The sequence below is a fragment of the Polaromonas eurypsychrophila genome, from assembly GCF_014641715.1.
GTDB lineage: Bacteria > Pseudomonadota > Gammaproteobacteria > Burkholderiales > Burkholderiaceae_C > Polaromonas > Polaromonas eurypsychrophila.
The window spans coordinates 104,643-122,914 of sequence record NZ_BMIG01000013.1 but is presented as its reverse complement, the minus strand read 5'-3'; the positions used below and the strand labels follow the sequence as shown (position 1 = coordinate 122,914).

Genomic DNA, 18,272 nt, shown 5'->3' with positions numbered 1-18,272 from the left:
GACTTCTTCGCGAAGGCTCCGAATCAGAAGTGGGTGACCGATGTCACCGAGTTCAACGTGCACGGGCACAAGCTCTATCTGTCGGCCTGCATTGACCTCTACAACGGTGAGATCATCGCGTACCGCATGGCCAAGCGGCCCGTGTTTGACCTGGTGTCTGACACGCTTCGAGAAGCTATTGCCCGGTCAGAATGTACCTGTGACCTGATTGTGCATTCGGATCAAGGATGGCATTACAAGATGCAGCCGTACCGAGCGATGCTTGCGCATCATGGCATCAGGCAAAGCATGAGTCGCAGAGGGAACTGCTTTGACAACGCGGTGATAGAGAGCTTCTCCGGCACCCTCAAGGTCGAGTACTATTATCTTGCTACGCTTGATGGAATCGCGGCACTCGAAGCGGGCGTGCACGATTACATCCGCTACTACAACCACGAGCGCATTAAGCTCGGATTGCAAGGGCTCAGCCCGGTGGAACACCGGGTGAGAAACACCGCCTGATTGGCGGAATCACAACCGGCCAACTTCTAGGGGTCAGTTCAAACCCGGGGCGATTCAAGCGGTCGTCTACCGCATTTGCTTGAGGGCGAGGCTAGTTGGACAACTGCAGGTCCGATGCATCTTCGGCTTCGCGCGATTGCGTAATTAGTTGGCCAAAAAGCTTGGAAAATCAGGCCCCCACTAATACACTGCTTGTCACGCAGAGTCGTGTAACAACCTCTTGAAACCCGCATGGATATTGGGGTGAGATATGGGCAGTGGCTTCCCATCAGCCACCCCAGTATTTAAGCCCTCAACGCTCGCGTGATCCCAAGCGATGCAAGCAAAAAAGCCCCTGAATCAGGGGCTTTTTCTTTGAGCGGCTGTTGCTGCTCAGTTAACCATCACCAGCTTTCCCTTGACCCCGCGCGAACCCATGTAGGCATAGGCGGCCTTCAGTTCGGCCATGGGCATGGTGCGGTCGATGACTGGCTTGATCTTGCCCTGGGCATACCACTGCGCGAGCTCGGCCAGGGCGGCGGCGCTGGCTTTCGGCTCGTTCTTGGCGAAGCCGCCCCAGAACACGCCGACAATGGATGCGCCCTTGAGCAGGGTCAGATTCAGCGGCAGTGAGGGAATCGGTCCCGAGGCAAAACCCACCACCAGGTAACGGCCGCGCCAGGCGATGGAGCGGAAGGCCGGTTCGGCAAACTCGCCGCCCACCGGGTCGTAAATCACATCAGGACCTTTGCCATCGGTCAGTGCCTTGATCGCTTCGCGCAGGTTCTCTGTGCTGTAGTTGATGGTGGCGTCGGCGCCTATGGTCCTGCACAGTGCGCATTTTTCATCGGTCGATGCGGCGGCGATGACTTTCGCGCCCAGCGCCTTGGCGATCTGGATCGCCGAGGTGCCGACACCGCCGGCGGCCCCCAGCACCAGCACGGTTTCACCGGCCTTGAGTTGTGCGCGGTCCACCAGCGCATGGTGCGAAGTGGCGTAAATCATGATGAAGGCGGCTGCGTCCACATGCGGAAAACTGTCGGGCAGCGGAATGCACAGCGCGGCCGGCGCGATGGTGTGCGTGCCGAAGCCGCCGGTGCCCGACAGGCAGGCCACGTTCTGACCGACTTTCAGGTGCTTGACACCGTCGCCAACGGCTTCGACCACACCGGCATATTCGGAGCCGGGCACAAAGGGCAGGGGCGGTTTGATCTGGTACTTATTCTGCACGATCAGCAGGTCGGGGAAATTGAGGCTGGCCGCCTTGATGGCGATGCGCACCTCTCCGGCTTTCGGTTCGGGTGTGGGCAGCTCTTTCCAGGTCAGGGCGTCAACGCCGGTGGGGTCTTCACAAAGCCAGGCATGCATGGAGTTCTCCGTAGGAATCAGGGTTGAGACATCATAGGCAGGTTGCGGGACCAAATAGACGCGGCGTGGCTCCGGTTTGTCACCCTTGAGACCTTAAAATCAAGCCATGAAAATCCTGATCTGCAACGACGATGGCTACCAGGCCTCCGGAATCATCGCCCTGTTCGAGGCCCTGAAAGACATCGCCGACGTGGAGGTGGTGGCACCCGAGCAGAACAACAGCGCCAAATCCAATGCGCTGACCCTGCATTCGCCGATGTACGTGCAGACGGCGGCCAACGGTTTTCGTTACATCAACGGCACGCCCGCCGACTGCGTGCATATTGCGTTGACCGGGCTGCTCGGCTATCGGCCCGACCTGGTGGTGTCCGGCATCAACAACGGCGCCAACATGGGTGACGACACCATTTATTCGGGCACGGTTGGCGCGGCCATGGAAGGTTATTTATTCGGCATTCCGTCGATTGCATTTTCCCAGACCGAAAAAGGCTGGGGTCACATTGACGCCGCTGGCCGCCGCGCGCGCGACCTGGTGCAACAACTGATCCCCTCGCTCGAAAAAATTGCCGAAGGCGCCTTGCCCACCGTGGCGCCCTGGCTGCTCAATGTGAACATTCCCAACCTGCCTGACGAGCAGCTTCAGGGCTACAAGGTCTGCCGCCTCGGTCGGCGCCATGCGGCCGAACGCGTGATCACCCAAACCAGCCCGCGCGGCGAAACCATGTACTGGATAGGCGGTGCGGGACCGGCCAAGGAAGAGGGCGAGGGCACCGACTTTTTTGCCACCAAACACGGCTTCGTTGCCATCACACCGCTGCAAGTGGACCTGACCGACCACGAGCGCCTCCCGTACTGGGCGCAGACTGCGGCAAAACTCACACAGGGCAGTGCCGCCACAACGCTTGCCGCATGAAACCGCCGCTCAAACCGACCTTGACTGCTCCGGGCACGCTAGCGGCCAAGGCGGTTGCCAAAAGGCCTGGCTTCCCGGTGCGCCTCGAACTGGATGCGGGCACTCCATCAGCTACTAAAAAGATAGCTGGTCGCGCCCATCCGGAAAGGGCTACTGGCACTTTTTATCAAAAAATACCGGCCAGAACTGCGTTGCCCAGCGGCGTCGGCCTGGACTCGCGTGCGGTGCGCGCGCGCATGGTGCAAAAACTTGCGGCACAGGGCATTTCCGATGCGCAGGTGCTGGCCGCCATGGGCCATGTGGAGCGTCACCGTTTTGTGGATACCGCGCTGGTGAACCAGGCTTACGAAGACACCAGCCTGCCCATCGGTCTGGGCCAGACGATTTCCAAGCCCAACGTGGTAGCGCGCATGCTGGAACTGCTGCGCCAGGGCGCGGGCAGCCCGGCCGGCAAGCTGGGCCGGGTGCTGGAGATTGGCACCGGCTGCGGTTACCAGGCGGCGGTGCTGGCTGAGTTGGCGACCGAGGTCTACAGCATCGAGCGTTTGCGCGGCCTGCATGACAAAGCGCGCGAGAATCTGCGCGCCTTCCGTCTGGCCAACGTGCATCTGCTGTTCGGCGACGGCATGGTGGGTTATGCCAAGGGCGCACCGTATGCGGCCATCATTGCGGCGGCCGGCGGCGAGTCGATTCCGGCCGCCTGGGTGGAGCAGCTCGCCGTCGGTGGCCGCCTGGTCGCACCTATGCATATCGCAGGCAGTGCCCAGGCACTGGTGGTGCTTGACAAGACCGCGCAGGGCGTGACCCAGACGGTTCTGGAAGCGGTGCACTTTGTGCCTTTAAAATCGGGAACATCTTAGTCCGGGCGGCAAAAGCGCACACTGGGCATCCTGAAACAAAGTCGGCGTTCGGCGTCACACGGTGTCAACACACAGCATTTGGAAAAGGTGACTACAGCAATGAATCAACAAGCAGGGCTTTCCATGGCAGCGTTTTCTCCCACGGCCCTTGAAGCGCCCCGCGCCGGCAAGGGCGCCGCTCGCCTGGCCCTGAGCTGCCTGCTCGTCGCTGCCGCGCTGCTGATGGCGGCCTGCAGTGCGCCGCGTGGCCCTAACCGCGCGCCTGTTGAGGACCGCGGCACCGGTATGTCGCGCGCGCCAGTCGTGGCTGTCGATGCAGGCGTGAAGCCGCTGCCTGGTTTTGAGAACGCCGGCAAACCTGGTTATTACACCGTTAAGCCCGGCGACACGCTGATCCGCATCGGCCTGGACACCGGCCAGAACTGGCGCGACATCGGCCGCTGGAGCAACCTTGAAAACCCCAACCTGATCGAAGTCGGCCAGGTATTGCGCGTGGTTCCGCCAGAGTCGGTGGCTGTGGCCCGCCCCGTGACCGCTGGCTCCGCCACCCCTGTCGGCCCTGCACCGGCGGCCAGCGCTCCCGCGCAGTCGGCCAGCGCGCCCAAACCTGCGGCACCCGCAGCCGCTGGCGGCGATGAGGACCTGGCCTGGATCTGGCCGGCACAGGGTGCCGTGCTGGCGGGTTTCGACGAAGCCAAAAACAAGGGATTGGACATTGCGGGCAAGGCCGGCGATACCGTGATGGCTTCAGCCGACGGCCGCGTGGTGTATGCCGGTGCCGGCCTGCGCGGCTACGGCAACCTGATCATCCTCAAACATAACAACACTTTCCTGAGCGCCTACGCGCACAACCAGACCCTGCTGGTCAAGGAAGACCAGTCGGTGCGCAAGGGTCAGAAAATTGCCGAGATGGGCAACAGCGATGCGGACCGCGTGAAGCTGCACTTTGAAATCCGCCGCCAGGGCAAGCCGGTGGATCCGGCGAAGTACCTGCCAGCCAAATAATCCGGCGCAGGTTCCGGAAAAGCCCTGCATGCAGGGCTTTTTTTTATGGGCGCCCGCACTTGTTGAAGGGCAATCGGCCTCCAGCCCATGTCCGGCAAGCATCGGTAGCTATTGATTTGATAGCGATTGTGCGGGCTGCAGCAATACGTCATAACCGCGGCCGCTGAACTGCAGAAGGTCGATCCCGTGGCCGAAGGGGTCGGCCAGACCAGCAATGCGGCCCCAGGCGCGGTGATTCACCGGCATCTCGAGCACCGCACCATGAGCCACCAGGCGCGTCACCGCGGCGTCGATGTCGTCAACCACAAAATCCAGGTGCACCGGCGTCCAGTGGCGCTGGTAGCTGCGGTTTTCCTCGCTGCCGGGGACGGGCCGGGTGCCGGCCGCATTCAGCAGCAAATCAATCGGGCTGCTGGCGCCCAGGATTTCGGTGAAGGCGTTCTGGAAGCGCCGGCCGCATCGGAGGCCGAGTCCTTCGGTGTAGAACGCGATGGCGCGTTCCATGTCGTCCACGTCAATGCAGATGCGCAGTTCCATGACGGATTCCTTGTTGCGGCTTCGGTAATCCGGAAATGCTATCTCACCCTGAGACAATGGGGGATGGCCAGACGACAACAGAACAAAACAAAACACCCCGCACCCGCTACGCCCCCCGTGGACTACCCGCCCGACCTGCTGAACGTCGAGTCGCTCGACATCGAGGCCCAAGGCATAGCGCATCGCGAAGACGGTAAGGTGGTGTTCATCGACGGCGCGCTGCCGTTCGAACGCGTCAGTGCCAGCGTTTACCGCAAGAAACCGACGTTTGAAAAAGCCACGCTGATGGCGGTGCTGCGCGAGTCCTCCCAGCGTGTGCGGCCGCAGTGTCCGCATTTCGGGCTGCACACCGGCGCCTGTGGCGGTTGCAAGATGCAACACCTGCATGTCGCTGCGCAGGTGGCGGTCAAGCAGCGTGTGCTGGAAGACAACCTCTGGCACCTGGGCAAGCTCAAGGCCGGAAACATCATGCGTCCGATCGAGGGGCCGGCTTGGAATTACCGCTACCGCGCGCGGCTGTCGGTGCGTTTTGTGCGCAAGAAGGGCGAGGTGCTGGTCGGTTTTCATGAACGCAAAAGCGGCTATGTGGCTGACATCCGCGAATGCCATGTGTTGCCCCGGCATGTGAGCGACTTGCTGCTGCCACTGCGCGTGCTGATAGGCGCGATGGACGCGAAGGAAACCCTGCCGCAGATTGAGCTGGCCTGCGGCGATGCCACCACCGCGCTGGTGCTGCGCCACATGGAGCCGCTGTCCGATGGCGATCTCGCAAAGCTGCGCGCCTTTGCGACGGCGAATCCTGGCCTGCAGTGGTGGCTGCAGTCGGGCGGGCCGGACACCGTAACGCTGCTCGATCAGGTGAGCGATCCAGCACAGCAGCTGGCCTACGCGCTGCCGGCTTACGGCATCACCATGCCGTTTCGCCCGACCGACTTCACCCAGGTCAACCCGCAGATCAACCAGGTGCTGGTCTCGCGTGCTTTGCGCCTGCTGGACGTGCAAACCCATGAACGCGTGATTGACTGGTTCTGCGGCCTGGGCAATTTCACCTTGCCGCTGGCCACCCGGGCGCGCGAGGTGCTGGGCATCGAGGGCAGCGAGGCCTTGGTTGCCCGCTCGCGCGAAAATTATGCATCAAATCGGGTGCCAGCCCACGGCGGACGAGCGCTGGCAGCTACAAAATTTGTAGCGCGCAACCTCTTCGAGATGACACCGGGCATGCTGGTGCAGGACGGCGCAGCCGAAAAATGGCTGGTTGACCCGCCGCGCGAAGGCGCGTTCGAGCTGTTCAAATCGCTGGCGGCGCTGCATCAGCAGGCGCTTACCGGTGTGCCCTGTGACGATGCGGGTGGGCAGCAAAACCTGCAGCTCGGTGACTGGACGCCGCCTGTGCGCATTGTGTATGTGAGCTGCAATCCCGCCACGCTGGCGCGGGACGCGGGTGTGCTGGTCAATGATGCGGGTTACCGCTGCACGGCAGCCGGCGTGGTCAACATGTTTCCGCACACGGCGCATGTCGAATCGATTGCCGTTTTTGACCTGAATCGGGACTGAAAAGCGGAAAGAAAAAGAACAAGGGGGCCGGAGGCCCCCTTGTTTCAATCCGGAGTAAATCGGATCAGTCTTTTTCACCGCCCATGATGCCCAGCAGAGCCAGCAGGGCCTGGAACACATTGAAGATGTCCAGGTACAGGCGCATCGTCGCGCTGATGTAGTTGGTCTCGCCGCCATCCAGAATCTGCTTCAGGTCATAGAGCATGTAGGCGCTGAAAATGCCGATCACCGCCACAGACAGGGCCAGCATACCGGCGGTGGAACCGACAAACACATTGATGATGCCGCCCACCATGACAACCATGGCGCCGACAAACAGCCACTTGCCCATGCCCGACAGATCCCGCTTGATCACGCTGGCCAGCGTGGCCATCACGAAGAACACGCCGGCTGTGCCGCCCATGGCGGTCATGATCAGCTCGGAACCGTTGCGAAAGCCCAGAATCATGCCGATCATGCGCGAGAGCATCAGGCCCATGAAGAAGGTGAAGGCCAGCAACACCGGTACGCCGGCCGCGGAGTTTTTGGTTTTCTCGATGGCGTACAGGAAGCCGAAGGCGCCGCCCAGAAACACGATCAGGCCCAGACCACCTGTCAGCGAGGCGGTGATGCCCGTGGCAACGCCGACCCAGGCGCCGAGCACGGTTGGCAACATGCTCAGTGCGAGTAGCCAGTAGGTGTTGCGCAAAACCCGGTTGCGTTGCTCGGCTGAGCCAACGTAGCCATGGTCAAGTGTTTGAACATTGTCATTCATGAGTCATCTCCATCAGAGACCTGCATATGCAGGTACTTTTATTTTAGGGGCCCCACATGAATTTTCAAGCAATGCCCCTTTGAACTGCCTACTTTTTGTCAGGGTTCTACAGGTTTTGATGCGTGCAATGGCGTGGCGGGAGCGCGCAAAACTTGCGTATGCTTGGTGCTTGGCTCAACAAACACCTGGAACAGACATGAAAACCAAACCAACGCTGGAGTTCGCCGATGTGCAGGCCATTGCGGCAGCCGCGACGGCCGAAGCCCTCAAGAACAACTGGGCGGTGACGATTGCCGTGGTTGATGACGGCGGCCACTTGCTGCATCTGCAGCGCCTGGATGGCGCGGCACCGATCTCGGCCCACATCGCACCAGCCAAGGCCAACACCGCGGCGCTTGGTCGACGTGAAAGCCGGATCTATGAAGAGATGATCAACGGTGGCCGCATTTCCTTCCTGAGCGCGCCTGAGCTCAAGGGCCTGCTCGAAGGCGGCGTGCCCATCATGAAGGACGGCCAATGCCTGGGTGCGGTCGGCGTCAGTGGCGTGAAGTCCAGCGAAGATGCGCAGATTGCGCGTGCCGGCATGGCGGCCATCGGGCTGTAAACGGCTTGGCGCAGCGCTGCTGCTATTTAATTAATAGCTACTGGCGTATGTGGGGAAAGGGCTGAAGCCAGATTCGACGTAAAAAAGCCGACTTGAGGTCGGCTTTTTTACGTCGGCGGTCTTCTGTCGGGGAAAAAAAGCCTGGCTAATGCATGGGCACGAAGGCCCCTGTCTGGCTGGCAAAAACGACCTGGGAGGCTTTTTCAAGCCTCGGATCGCCCCACGATGAAACTGGTTGTGTGCGGCGCTGCCTATTTGGTCAGGATCAGCTTGCCCAGGCGGGTGGCCTGCAGGCGGTAAGTCAGGCCGTTGTGCCTGATCGCCACGGCTTTCTGACCGCGCAGGATCTCGGTGCTTTCCAGCGAACTGCCGGACTCGCTGCGTTCTGGCGCGGCGGGCACGGACAGCTCCGCCTGGCGGGCGGGGCGGGAGGGCAGGCTCAGGGTTGTAGCGTGAAGAGCGAAGGACATAGTGGTTACCTGTTTATCGATCAGTATCGTAATGATAATGATTCTCAATTAAAAGTCAATCATCAGACGGTGTTTTTTTGTTATCTTTTTCAGTGAATTGCCGTCTGTACGTCACGCCAACCGGAACTGAAAACGCCTGGCCACCTCGCGGTGCCAGGCGTTACGCCGGTGAGGCAGCGCAGGGGGTTCAGGGTGTGTCCGGTTCAGTGATGAAACCGATCTTGCGCAGGCCGGACACCTGGGCTGTCGCCATCGCCTGGGCTACACGTTCATAACGCACGGCCTTGTCGCCGCGGATGTGCAACTCGGGCTGCGGGTTCTGCGCAGCGGCTATCTGCATGCGCGGCGCCAGTTCCTTGTCGTCTATCGGCGCCTCGTTGATGTAGTAGGAGCCCTGGGCATCCACCGTCAGGCGCATGGTCTCGGGCTTGGCGTCCTGCGCCTCGTTGGTGGCGCGCGGCAGATCAATATTGACCGAGTGTTTCATCACCGGCACGGTGATGATGAAGATGATCAGCAAAACCAGCATCACGTCCACCAGGGGCGTCATGTTGATCTCGTTCATGACATCGTCGGTGTCGTCCTGTGTTCCAAAGGCCATGGTGTTTCCCGTTCAGTTTCGGTGTCAGGCTTTTTTCATCGGCAGGACTTTGGCCGGGTTGCCGTTGCTGACACGGGCACCGGTGACAAAGTAGGCGTGCAGGTCATGCGCAAAGCGGCTCATCTTTTGCAGCACGCCCTTGTTGCCGCGCACCAGCGCGTTGTAACCGAGCACGGCCGGAATCGCCACCGCCAGGCCCAGGGCCGTCATGATCAGCGACTCACCAATCGGGCCGGCCACCTTGTCGATGGTTGCCTGGCCGGCGGTACCGATGGCCAGCAGCGCGTGGTAAATGCCCCAGACCGTGCCGAACAGGCCGATGAAGGGGGCGGTGGAGCCGACCGAAGCAAGAATAGCCAGGCCCGACTGCAGGCGCGAGGTGAACTCGTCCATGGTGTTGCGCAGGCTGCGCGTGACCCAGTCGCTCACGTCCAGCGCGTCATGCAGGTGCGCCTTGGTGTTCCGGTGGTGGGCGGTGGCCTCGCGGCCCTCGATGGCGAGCTGGCGGAAGGGATTGGTCGGGTCGCTACCGAGTTTGGCCAGGCCGGCGGAAAAATCCTCGCTGTGCCAGAAGTCCTCGGCGCTGTTGGCGACCTTCTTGTACTTCAGCAGGTCCAGCGTCTTGATGATGATGACGATCCAGGAGGCCAGCGACATGCCGATCAACAGGACGGCGACCGCCCTGGTGACGAAGTCGCCCTGCGTCCAGACGCTCATCAAACCAAATTGTGAATTCATAACTGCTTACTCCAGAACAAAATTAATCGGGGCCTTGAGCAGGTACTCGGTGTTGGCATCGGTACCGGCGCGGCGGAAAGGGGTCACTTGCGAGGCCATCACCGCCTCGTAGGCAGCGCGGTCCAGGCGCTCGAAGCCGCTGGACTTGAAGACGCTGCCGCGCACGGCACGGCCGGCGGCGCTGTAATACACGGCAATGACCACCACGCCGGCCTCGCCGTTGCGCTTGCTCAGCGACGGGTAGATCACACGCGGCGACCGGATGTATTCGGTCTCGCCCTGGGTCACTTCGACCAGGCGCGGCGGCGCGGGTGGTGTCGGCGGCGCGGGCGCTGGCGGTGCAGGTACAGGAGTCGGCGGGGCCGGCGGCTGCGGCTCGACCACGCCGGAGGGTGCATTTGGCGCCGGAGTCGGCATTGGCTCACGCACAGCCACCGGCATGGGCGGCGGCCTTGGTGCCTTCGGTGCCGGCTTGGGCTTTGGGGGTGGGGGAGGTGGTGGTGCGACCTTGGGTGGCGCGATCTCGATAATGCGGGTCAGGATCGCCGCTGGCACCACGATTTCAGCCGCTCTGCGCAGCAGGCCGTTTTGCATCGCCCACAGCACCGCCACATGGAAGACGACCACGCTGATGGCAATCACGAGGTTGCGGTTCAGGGGTTTGCGCACAGTGGCAAGGGAAAGATTCGAAAGGGCTGGGGCGTTCATCAGGAGTTTAGGGCCTGTACTGACTCAAGTGGATGCAGTCGCAATAGCGCAGCGGATGCCGGCTAGACCGGTCAAGGGCGAAAAATCCACCAGAGCGGGCTGACCGCGAGGATCAGGCTGCCGGCGAGAGTTGCAAATAAGGTGAGGGAGGATTCCATGGGCTGCCTTCTGGAGAGTGAATGGCGCGCTGATGGATGTTTGCGGTCGGGCAGATACCGTTGCATTGCGCGACAACGTCACGCGCGCAACCCTCGCACTGGCCACACTGGATGGCGATGCCCAGTTCGAACTGGATCTCGTCGAAACCCAGACCGGCATGGGCGTGGCGGGCAATTTCGCGGTCGGAGATTCGGCGGCAGACACAAACGATCATGGATTGGCTTGCTGGTTGGTGATTCGTTGATGTGATTATAAATGCGAATCTGTCGCATTTGCAATAAGTATCGATAGCCTTGTGGAAAAAGAGGATATCAACCGGCGGTCGCCCGGCGCAACGGTTCCAGGGCCGCGCCGCCGGGTCATCGCATTCGAAGCAGTGGAATCTGTTCGCCCGGAGGCCGGCTCATAAAACGCTGTCGCCGGGGTCGGGTGCGGGTTTGCGTCCGCTTAACATGGCTGCGATGAGACTTTCCCGGTGGCGCAGGCTGGTAAACGCCACACCGGCCAGGTGGAGCGCCACAAGGACCAGGAGTGCCCATGCGAGGGCGTGGTGCAGCATATCGAGCCAGGCCCTGCCCCAAAAGTAGTCTGTCGTGTACAGCCACCCGGTCAGGCCGAGACTGGCGATGAGGCTGAGCAAGAGCAGGACCATCCAGCCCCCAAGGGGGTTGTGGCCGACATAGCGGCGTTCCTTGCCTTCGCAGAGTTGCCCTGCATAGTGCAAGACTTCATGCCGGCTTCGGACGAACTGCGAGAAGCGTGCGTAGGGGCTGCCGCAAAATCCCCAGATCACACGGATGGCCACGACGCCGAGAGAGATGTACCCAGCGGCTTCATGCGCCCGGGAAAATCCCAGTCCGAGCGTGCTGGTCCAGGCCACCACCACTGCGACCACAAGCAGCCAGTGCAGCAGGCGAACCGCCCTGTCCCAGACCTTGATGGGTGCGGCCAATCCGGGCATTCTGGCGTGAGAGCGGCTCAAGAAGGCTGCTTCATCTCGCCCACTTTTTCAAACGTCTTGGGATTGAAGTAAGTCTCCGTGCGCTGGCCTTTCGCATCAAAGCCGTAGACCTCATAACAACCATTGTCGGTTTTAACCTGGCGAACTTTCCAGCCCTCCGCAGTGAGTTTGCGCTGCAGATCCATTTGCGATTTCCATTCGACTTTGGGCACCTCACAACGGAAGTCACCATGGGCGCGGGCGGTGCCGGAAGCACCCACGCAGAGCAGGACCACGGAAAAGAAGAAGGCTTGTTTCATTAGAGTGTCCTTTTCATAGGGAGGATGAGCAGTTTCAGGCGTAAGTCGGGCGGGCGTCAAACGTCCAGCCAGGTGCGCAGCAAGTTGTGATACGTGCCCGTCAATCCGATCACGGAAGCATCGGTTTCACCAATCGTGCTGCGCAGGCGGATCAGATGCGCATCCATGTCAAACAGCAGTTGCCTATGCTCGCTGCTGCGCACCATGCTCTGGATCCAGAAAAAACTCGCCAGGCGATGGCCGCGCGTGACCGGGTCAACCCGGTGCACGCTTGTGCCGGGATAAATCACCATATGGCCAGCCGGCAACTTGACACGTTGTTGCTGGCCGCCGGTATTTTCAATCACCAGCTCACCGCCGTCATAGTCTTCCAGGGCCGATAAAAAAAGCGTGCAGGAAATGTCGGTGCGCACGCGTCCCGCACCATTACGCAGATAGCGCACGGCGCTGTCCACATGGTTGCCGAAGTGGTTGGTCGTGCCTCCGTAGCGATTGAAGAGGGGCGGCGAGATCTGTTTCGGAAGTGTGGCGGAGAAAAAAACCGCGTGACGCTCCAGCCCTGCCAGGACCAGGGTCTGCAGCTCGCGCGTTTCCGGGCTGGTTTCGGGCAACTGTTCGTTGTGCTTGGCTTGCGCCGACTGCTCTCCGGCCGTGATGCGCCCACTGCCCCAGGGGGCGCGGGCAAGTATCTCGCGCGCCTGCTGGATCTCGGCGGGTTTGAGGATATCTGGAAGGTGGAGAAGCATGCGGGAAGAGCAGAATCAGAAACGCGTGCCGACGGTCATTTTGACGGTGCGGGGTGCGCCGGTTATCACAAAGCCCGGGTACAACTGGTCGCCGTAAATCTTGCTGCCGATGTTTGTCACATTGAACTGCATGTAGGTGTCCTGAGTGAACTTGTATTCCGCCATGGCATCGGCCACCAGGTAACTGGCGGCGCGGGCGGTCAGCTGCGCCGCGCCGCTGGTGCCGGCCAGGGCGAAATTTTCGCTGCTGCCGTTGACACCGCCGGCCACGCGGAACTTCGGCGTGGCCTGATAACTGACCCATGCGCTGCCGCTGTGCTTGGGTGTGAGGCCCACGCGCTGTCCAACCGTGGCCTGGGCTGCTGCGTTGCTGCCGGCCGCGTCAATTTTGGCTATCGGTGTGTAGGCATATGAAAAGTAGACTTCCCATTGCGGTGTCAGGCGGCCCACCACATCAAGCTCAATGCCGGCCGTGTGCCGTTTGCCGGACAACAGAAAAGCCGTCCCGGCAAAGTCGGCATCGGTGGTGCGTTCGTTGGATTTCTCGGTACGGAACAAGGCTGCGCGCGTGGACAGCTTGCCGTCCAGCCAATCGAGTTTGGCGCCGAGTTCGATGTTGCGGCTTTTTTCTGGCGGCGTGTTCGCAGTTTGCTGGGTCGTGTACTGGTAAGTGTCCGCGTTGGTGTTGAACGAGGTGCCATAGGAAAAGTGGAATGAGGCGGAAGGGGTGGGTTGGTACAACACACCGCTGCGGTAACTGAAGGCCCCGATGGACATCTGGGCGTTGTCAGTGCGGGTCAGCGTGTTGCCGGTCGCTGCGGCATAAACGAGGTTGTTGAAGTCGCCCTTGAACTTGTCATAACGCACGCCACCCAGTAGTTTCCAGTGCGGGGCAACCTGGACCAGGTCCTGGACATACGCACCCATCGACGAGGCGGTGTAATTGCTGGAATCGCGATAAACCGGTGCGACGGCCAGCGTACGCCCATCGTTGGGGGTGCCGATGGTTGTGTTGCCCTTGTTGAAGTTGGCACCGATGCCGTTGTTGGCCAGATAGCGGTTAGCCCGCTCGCTGGCGGCGTCGACACCTGTCAGTATCTGGTGCTTCATTCCCAGCCAGGTCACCTCGTTGGAGTAATCGCTCTGGAAATAGGTGCCATTGAACCGGTCCTTGCGCGGCGTCAGGCCTTGCCGCTGCAACACCGTTGAGGGCCCGAGATTGGCCCCGGTGACGGTAGCGGGGTTCAGCGGAGCGGCCGCAAACGCCGCATTGGTACCCCATTGCGCCCGGTCGAATACGCCGCTGCGAACCTGGCTGCGGAGTTCGCCGCCCTCGGCAAAACGATGGGTGTGTTTCGCGGTGCCGTGGGTGGCCTGGCCCAGAAGGTAGTCGCTTTGGGTGCCATAAAAGTTGCCTGCCCGGACGTTGGGAACATTGCCATCGACGTAACGCATGCTGGACTGCGGGACGTTGTCCACATTCAGGTGAAACAGACCGACGCTGAACTCATCGCGGCTGCCGATGCCCCAGCGATAGGTGGGGGCTATGCCATATTTGTCGATATTTGCGCCGCCGTTGTCAGCCTTGTTCGCCATGACGTTCAGGCGCAATGCCGCGTCTTCGCCGGTTCTGAGGTTGAAATCGGCCGTGGTGCGCACGTATCCGCGTGAGCCAATGGTGGTCTCAAAATCGTTTTGGTCCAGCAGCTGGGGCTGCTTGGTCACCTGGTTGATGACGCCGCCGGTGGATCCCCGGCCGAACAACATCGATGCCGAGCCGCGCAGGATCTCGATGCGGTCGTAGTTGAAGGTGTCCCGGTCGTATTGCGACGGGTCCCGCATGCCGTCGATCAGCAGGTCCCCCACGGTGGCGACTGGAAAACCGCGCAACCGGATGTCCTGGTCGGTTCCGTTTTCGGTGGCGGCGAAGGTGATGCCTGCCGTGTGGTGAAGCGCATCCTTCAGGGTGTCGAGCTTGCGGTCATCGATGAGCTTCTCGGTCATGACGCTGATCGATTGCGGGATGTCGCGAATGTCCTGCGTTCCCTTGCCGATGCTGGTTTTTTTGGTCTGCAGGGTGTCCTTGTTTTCCACTGTTTCGGTCACGGTGACCGTTTTCAGCGTTTGCTCGGCACCAGGCGCTGCACTGCTTTGTGCCCAGCCGCTGACAGAAGCCGCGAGCATCAGTGCGCCCAGTGGCAGCATCGCCATTTCCGAGCTTGCTGTTGTGTGGCGGCTGTTGGTGACGAAGCCGGACCTGCGGGATTTCTTGTTTCGGACTGAGCCTGATGCTGGAACGGAAGGGTGTGCCAAGGTGGCCTCCAAGCAGCGGGCCTGCCTTGTGACGGCAACGACCCGGAGGTGATTAGGATGGCTATACCGAGTGGCCGCAGGGGTCCAAGGTGTGGCTGGTGTTGAATTATATTAAATGATAATGATTCGCACTAACTATTTTTGCTGCCTATGTTGCAAAAAGGCGAAGCCGCCCAGTGCCAGGTACTGCGCGTCGCAGTTAGACGAGGGGTAAGCCGGGTATTCCGCCACCAGCGACTCACCCTGGCAGCAAGCGCAGACGGGGGCGACGGTGCAACAGGTCAGGTGTAGTCGGACGGTCATAGCGTGCGCCTCCGGTTGGGGGAAAACAAAGGTGCGGGAGGATTGCTATTGAAAAGATAGCTGCTTGTTCAAGCTGTACAAGGGCTGGCTCCGAACTTCTTGACGCCTCACAGCGCTAGCGCCGGCGGAACAGCTGGATCTTATGTTCCCGTCGCGGCTTTGCGCTGCCGCAGTTGGTGCAGCCGGAGCGGCAGCCGCCGGGATCCTGCGCCAGTTTCTGCAGGCGGCTTGACAGGGCCAGTCGCGGCGAAACGCGCATGAGGCCCTGCACGGCGCGACGTTTCAGGAACGCCGGCAGAAACATCCACAGGCAATACAGCGCGCACAGCAGGACCACGGCGTAAACCAGCAGGGCTTCGAGCGGCGTGGGCATCATGCGGTAAGTGCCAGCACGGCACGGTAGGTGACAAAGGAGGCGGCATAGGCCAGCGCAAACAGATAGGCGGCCATCAGCAGCGGGTAGCGCCAGGAGTTGGTCTCGCGCTTGACCACCGCCAGCGTCGAAATGCACTGCGGCGCAAACACATACCAGGCCAGCAAGGAATAGGCGGTGGCCAGCGACCAACTCTGCGCGATCAGCGGGGTCAGGGCAACAGCCGCGTCGTCACCGGCGGCCGACAGCGAATACACCGTGCCGAGCGCGCCGACCGCGACTTCGCGCGCCGCCATGCCGGGCACCAGCGCGATCGAGATCTGCCAGTTGAAGCCAATCGGTGCGAACACGACTTCGAGGGCCTTGCCTATCATGCCGGCAAAGCTGTACTGGATCGCCGCGCCGGTTGCGCCCTCGGGCGGGCCGGGGAAGGTCGAGAGAAACCACAACAACACCATCAGCGCAAAAATGATGCCGCCGACGCGGTGCAGGAAAATCTCCACGCGTTGCCACAGGCCTAGCAGCAGGTTCCGGACGTTGGGCAGGCGATAGGGCGGCAGTTCCAGCATCAGCGGCTGGTAGCTGCTTTTGGCCCAGGTACGTTTGAAGACCCAGGCCACGGCCATGGCCGACACGATGCCCAGCAGGTACAGCGCAAACAGCGTCAGGCCCTGCAGGTTGAAGAACCCGACACTGCGATCCGGAATGAACGCGCCTATCAGCAGCGCATACAGCGGCAGCCGGGCCGAACAGGTCATCAGTGGGGCGATCATGATGGTCGCCAGCCGGTCGCGCCAGTGCGGAATGGTGCGGGTGGCCATGATGCCGGGAATCGCGCAGGCAAAACTCGACAGCAGCGGGATGAAGGCGCGGCCCGACAAGCCGACCTTGCCCATGACGTTGTCGAGCAGGAAGGCGGCACGCGGCAGGTAGCCCGAGTCTTCCAGTAGCAGGATGAAGAAGAACAGGATCACAATCTGCGGCAGGAAGACCAGCACGCCGCCGACGCCGGCGACGATGCCGTCGACCAGCAGGCTTTGCAGCAGGCCGGGCGCCATGTTGTCCTGGATCATGGTGCCGCTCCAGGCGACACCATCCTTGATAACGTCCATCGGCAGATTGGCCCAGGCAAACACCGCCTGGAAGATCAGGAACAGCACCGTGCCCAGCAGCAGCAGGCCGGCAAAGGGGTGCATCACCAGCGCGTCGATGCGGTGGTTGAAACGCTTGACCTGGCCCGCATTGGGCACGGCTGCGGCCAGGATGGCCCGTACTTGCGCTTGCAGTGCAGCCGTGGCCGACGCTTCACCTGCTACTTCTTTGATAGCTGCTTGCGAAGGTGGGACAGGGGCTGGAGGCACAAAATCCTCAAAACTTTCGATGTAGAGGGCTTTTTGCGCGGCCTGCAGCAGCGCTTCGCGCCCGCTAGCACCGCCTTTGCCACGCCAGGCCGCAAACCAGGGGTTGTGAACCGCCACGGTTTCAATCACCGGCATGCCCAGTTCTGTCGACAGCCGGGGTATGTCAATCTGCAGGCCGCGCGCGCGCGCCACGTCCATCATGTTCAGTGCCAGCACCATGGGCCCGCCCAGCGCGCGCAATTGCAGCACCAGGCGCAGGTTCATGCGCAGGTTGGTGGCGTCGACCACCGCGATGATGCCGTCGGGACGGCTTTCGCCCTCGCGCAGGCCCATCACCACGTCATGCGTGACGGCTTCGTCGGCCGTGGCCGGATTCAGGCTGTAGGCGCCCGGCAGGTCCATCACGGCCAGTTCGCGGCCGTCGGGCAGGCGGGTGCGGCCTTCCTTGCGTTCGACGGTCACGCCGGCGTAGTTGGCGACTTTCTGGCGCGCGCCGGTCAGCAGGTTGAACAGCGCGGTTTTGCCGCAGTTCGGGTTGCCGACCAGGGCGATGCGCGGCAGGGCAGGGCTCATGCCGTCGCCTTCCATGAACTACTGATCAAGCGCCGAAAAGGGGTCGACGCCCTGCTGACATTCGCCTTCGGCTGATCCCCGGCTTGGCCGGGGTCCCTTGGGTGGGGGCTCATGTCAGCGCCTTCACCTGGATGCAGCTCGCCTCATGGCGGCGCAGCGCAAACACGGTGTCGCCGACCTGAACCGCAATCGGTTCGCGTCCGCCCGGACCGCGCCGCAAAACGCTGATGGTTTCGCCGGCCATGAAGCCGAGCTCGGCCAGCCGCTGCAGCAAACCCGAGCTGTTATTTTCGCCCTGTGCTGCTGTCAGGCCGACGATGGTGGTCACCCGGTTCGGCGCCAAAGCGGTAAGCAGCAGGGTATCGGGTGATAGGGCAAGACGGGTTGTTATCGCGGCAGAGGTCATAGTTTGGGCAGATAGCTTGGGGTCTAATTCTTTATGAGAATCATTGCTATTTGCATTGTAGATGAAGGTCGCAGCTACCGGGTCAACATCCGGTAAAGATCGGGCACGCGGTGCTGTAAGGCTGCCAGGGGAGACAGCAGGGCGATCACGGCAGTGAGCACTATGATGACGCTGGCTGCGATTGCC

Annotated in this window: 21 protein-coding genes; 6 read left to right on the top strand and 15 right to left on the bottom strand. The window is 61.5% G+C overall.

Annotated elements, in window-relative coordinates; all coding sequences use genetic code 11:
* Positions 1 to 501, top strand: a 501-nt coding sequence (locus IEX16_RS16100) for an IS3 family transposase (protein ID WP_188709500.1), incomplete at its 5' end; no start/stop codon positions are given.
* Positions 502 to 873: 372 nt separating this feature from the next.
* Here the strand turns inward: IEX16_RS16100 and IEX16_RS16095 are convergent.
* On the bottom strand, positions 874 to 1,848 hold the full coding sequence (locus IEX16_RS16095; RefSeq protein ID WP_188709499.1) for an NADPH:quinone oxidoreductase family protein: 975 nt from the start codon (positions 1,846 to 1,848) through the stop codon (positions 874 to 876).
* Between the two features lie 106 nt (positions 1,849 to 1,954).
* On the opposite strand from IEX16_RS16095, the gene surE reads away from it, so the two are divergent.
* The 3 genes from surE (at position 1,955) to IEX16_RS16080 (ending at position 4,626) form a co-directional block, all read left to right on the top strand.
* Positions 1,955 to 2,761, top strand: coding sequence for a 5'/3'-nucleotidase SurE (gene surE / locus IEX16_RS16090; RefSeq protein ID WP_188709498.1), 807 nt, complete (start codon positions 1,955 to 1,957; stop codon positions 2,759 to 2,761).
* Complete coding sequence (locus IEX16_RS16085; protein ID WP_188709497.1) at positions 2,758 to 3,621, top strand: protein-L-isoaspartate(D-aspartate) O-methyltransferase; 864 nt, start codon at positions 2,758 to 2,760, stop codon at positions 3,619 to 3,621. The genes surE and IEX16_RS16085 overlap by 4 nt, the downstream gene beginning before the upstream one ends.
* A 222-nt stretch (positions 3,622 to 3,843) precedes the next feature.
* The gene (locus IEX16_RS16080) at positions 3,844 to 4,626 is read left to right on the top strand and encodes a peptidoglycan DD-metalloendopeptidase family protein (RefSeq protein ID WP_188709508.1); all 783 of its coding nucleotides are present in this window, start codon (positions 3,844 to 3,846) and stop codon (positions 4,624 to 4,626) included.
* A 108-nt stretch (positions 4,627 to 4,734) separates the two neighbouring features.
* Here IEX16_RS16080 and IEX16_RS16075 read toward each other — a convergent pair whose 3' ends face one another.
* On the bottom strand, positions 4,735 to 5,163 hold the full coding sequence (locus IEX16_RS16075; RefSeq protein WP_188709496.1) for a VOC family protein: 429 nt from the start codon (positions 5,161 to 5,163) through the stop codon (positions 4,735 to 4,737).
* 63 nt (positions 5,164 to 5,226) lie between these two features.
* Between IEX16_RS16075 and rlmD the strand changes: the two genes are divergently transcribed.
* A complete protein-coding gene (gene rlmD / locus IEX16_RS16070; protein WP_188709495.1) occupies positions 5,227 to 6,717 on the top strand; it encodes a 23S rRNA (uracil(1939)-C(5))-methyltransferase RlmD in 1,491 nt (496 codons plus the stop codon).
* A gap of 64 nt (positions 6,718 to 6,781) precedes the next feature.
* On the opposite strand, the gene IEX16_RS16065 is transcribed toward rlmD, so the two are convergent.
* Entirely contained in the window at positions 6,782 to 7,471 is a 690-nt protein-coding gene (locus tag IEX16_RS16065; RefSeq protein ID WP_188709494.1) for a Bax inhibitor-1/YccA family protein, read from the bottom strand.
* 196 nt (positions 7,472 to 7,667) lie between these two features.
* On the opposite strand from IEX16_RS16065, the gene IEX16_RS16060 reads away from it, so the two are divergent.
* Positions 7,668 to 8,075 carry a GlcG/HbpS family heme-binding protein gene (locus tag IEX16_RS16060; RefSeq protein WP_188709493.1) on the top strand — a complete coding sequence of 136 codons (408 nt, stop codon included), beginning with the start codon at positions 7,668 to 7,670 and terminating at the stop codon, positions 8,073 to 8,075.
* 251 nt (positions 8,076 to 8,326) lie between these two features.
* Here IEX16_RS16060 and hemP read toward each other — a convergent pair whose 3' ends face one another.
* The 12 genes from hemP to IEX16_RS16000 all read right to left on the bottom strand — a co-directional run bounded on the left by hemP (position 8,327) and on the right by IEX16_RS16000 (position 18,086).
* Positions 8,327 to 8,545 (bottom strand): hemin uptake protein HemP, encoded by a 219-nt coding sequence (hemP, locus tag IEX16_RS16055; protein WP_188709492.1) that lies wholly within the window; start codon positions 8,543 to 8,545, stop codon positions 8,327 to 8,329.
* Between the two features lie 187 nt (positions 8,546 to 8,732).
* Positions 8,733 to 9,146: an ExbD/TolR family protein gene (locus IEX16_RS16050; RefSeq protein WP_188709491.1), complete on the bottom strand. Its 414-nt coding sequence runs from the start codon at positions 9,144 to 9,146 to the stop codon at positions 8,733 to 8,735.
* A gap of 24 nt (positions 9,147 to 9,170) precedes the next feature.
* Positions 9,171 to 9,884 (bottom strand): MotA/TolQ/ExbB proton channel family protein, encoded by a 714-nt coding sequence (locus IEX16_RS16045; RefSeq protein ID WP_188709490.1) that lies wholly within the window; start codon positions 9,882 to 9,884, stop codon positions 9,171 to 9,173.
* A gap of 6 nt (positions 9,885 to 9,890) precedes the next feature.
* A complete protein-coding gene (locus IEX16_RS16040) occupies positions 9,891 to 10,553 on the bottom strand; it encodes an energy transducer TonB (protein WP_229676393.1) in 663 nt (220 codons plus the stop codon).
* Between the two features lie 151 nt (positions 10,554 to 10,704).
* A complete protein-coding gene (locus IEX16_RS16035; RefSeq protein ID WP_188709488.1) occupies positions 10,705 to 10,965 on the bottom strand; it encodes a (2Fe-2S)-binding protein in 261 nt (86 codons plus the stop codon).
* Positions 10,966 to 11,154: 189 nt separating this feature from the next.
* Entirely contained in the window at positions 11,155 to 11,733 is a 579-nt protein-coding gene (locus IEX16_RS16030) for a cytochrome b/b6 domain-containing protein (protein ID WP_229676392.1), read from the bottom strand.
* Entirely contained in the window at positions 11,730 to 12,011 is a 282-nt protein-coding gene (locus IEX16_RS16025) for a PepSY domain-containing protein (protein WP_188709487.1), read from the bottom strand. The genes IEX16_RS16030 and IEX16_RS16025 overlap by 4 nt, the downstream gene beginning before the upstream one ends.
* A gap of 56 nt (positions 12,012 to 12,067) precedes the next feature.
* Positions 12,068 to 12,757, bottom strand: a complete 690-nt coding sequence (locus IEX16_RS16020; RefSeq protein WP_188709486.1) for a Fe2+-dependent dioxygenase — start codon at positions 12,755 to 12,757, stop codon at positions 12,068 to 12,070.
* Between the two features lie 15 nt (positions 12,758 to 12,772).
* A complete protein-coding gene (locus tag IEX16_RS16015; protein ID WP_229676391.1) occupies positions 12,773 to 14,968 on the bottom strand; it encodes a TonB-dependent receptor in 2,196 nt (731 codons plus the stop codon).
* Positions 14,969 to 15,488: 520 nt separating this feature from the next.
* The gene (locus IEX16_RS16010; RefSeq protein ID WP_188709485.1) at positions 15,489 to 15,746 is read right to left on the bottom strand and encodes a hypothetical protein; all 258 of its coding nucleotides are present in this window, start codon (positions 15,744 to 15,746) and stop codon (positions 15,489 to 15,491) included.
* On the bottom strand, positions 15,746 to 17,680 hold the full coding sequence (gene feoB, locus IEX16_RS16005) for a ferrous iron transport protein B (protein ID WP_188709484.1): 1,935 nt from the start codon (positions 17,678 to 17,680) through the stop codon (positions 15,746 to 15,748). The genes IEX16_RS16010 and feoB overlap by 1 nt, the downstream gene beginning before the upstream one ends.
* 109 nt (positions 17,681 to 17,789) lie before the next feature.
* Entirely contained in the window at positions 17,790 to 18,086 is a 297-nt protein-coding gene (locus IEX16_RS16000; protein WP_188709483.1) for a FeoA family protein, read from the bottom strand.
* Positions 18,087 to 18,272: the final 186 nt, after the last annotated feature.

What these genes read in the sequence shown, in the direction of transcription:
- IEX16_RS16095 (WP_188709499.1), bottom strand. Translation starts at nt 1,848, where the DNA reads ATGCATGCCTGGCTTTGTGAAGACCCCACCGGCGTTGACGCCCTGACC.
- surE (WP_188709498.1), top strand. Translation starts at nt 1,955, where the DNA reads ATGAAAATCCTGATCTGCAACGACGATGGCTACCAGGCCTCCGGAATC.
- IEX16_RS16085 (WP_188709497.1), top strand. Translation starts at nt 2,758, where the DNA reads ATGAAACCGCCGCTCAAACCGACCTTGACTGCTCCGGGCACGCTAGCG.
- IEX16_RS16080 (WP_188709508.1), top strand. Translation starts at nt 3,844, where the DNA reads ATGGCGGCCTGCAGTGCGCCGCGTGGCCCTAACCGCGCGCCTGTTGAG.
- IEX16_RS16075 (WP_188709496.1), bottom strand. Translation starts at nt 5,163, where the DNA reads ATGGAACTGCGCATCTGCATTGACGTGGACGACATGGAACGCGCCATC.
- rlmD (WP_188709495.1), top strand. Translation starts at nt 5,227, where the DNA reads ATGGCCAGACGACAACAGAACAAAACAAAACACCCCGCACCCGCTACG.
- IEX16_RS16065 (WP_188709494.1), bottom strand. Translation starts at nt 7,471, where the DNA reads ATGAATGACAATGTTCAAACACTTGACCATGGCTACGTTGGCTCAGCC.
- IEX16_RS16060 (WP_188709493.1), top strand. Translation starts at nt 7,668, where the DNA reads ATGAAAACCAAACCAACGCTGGAGTTCGCCGATGTGCAGGCCATTGCG.
- hemP (WP_188709492.1), bottom strand. Translation starts at nt 8,545, where the DNA reads ATGTCCTTCGCTCTTCACGCTACAACCCTGAGCCTGCCCTCCCGCCCC.
- IEX16_RS16050 (WP_188709491.1), bottom strand. Translation starts at nt 9,146, where the DNA reads ATGGCCTTTGGAACACAGGACGACACCGACGATGTCATGAACGAGATC.
- IEX16_RS16045 (WP_188709490.1), bottom strand. Translation starts at nt 9,884, where the DNA reads ATGAATTCACAATTTGGTTTGATGAGCGTCTGGACGCAGGGCGACTTC.
- IEX16_RS16035 (WP_188709488.1), bottom strand. Translation starts at nt 10,965, where the DNA reads ATGATCGTTTGTGTCTGCCGCCGAATCTCCGACCGCGAAATTGCCCGC.
- IEX16_RS16025 (WP_188709487.1), bottom strand. Translation starts at nt 12,011, where the DNA reads ATGAAACAAGCCTTCTTCTTTTCCGTGGTCCTGCTCTGCGTGGGTGCT.
- IEX16_RS16020 (WP_188709486.1), bottom strand. Translation starts at nt 12,757, where the DNA reads ATGCTTCTCCACCTTCCAGATATCCTCAAACCCGCCGAGATCCAGCAG.
- IEX16_RS16015 (WP_229676391.1), bottom strand. Translation starts at nt 14,968, where the DNA reads ATGGCGATGCTGCCACTGGGCGCACTGATGCTCGCGGCTTCTGTCAGC.
- IEX16_RS16010 (WP_188709485.1), bottom strand. Translation starts at nt 15,746, where the DNA reads ATGCCCACGCCGCTCGAAGCCCTGCTGGTTTACGCCGTGGTCCTGCTG.
- feoB (WP_188709484.1), bottom strand. Translation starts at nt 17,680, where the DNA reads ATGAGCCCTGCCCTGCCGCGCATCGCCCTGGTCGGCAACCCGAACTGC.
- IEX16_RS16000 (WP_188709483.1), bottom strand. Translation starts at nt 18,086, where the DNA reads ATGACCTCTGCCGCGATAACAACCCGTCTTGCCCTATCACCCGATACC.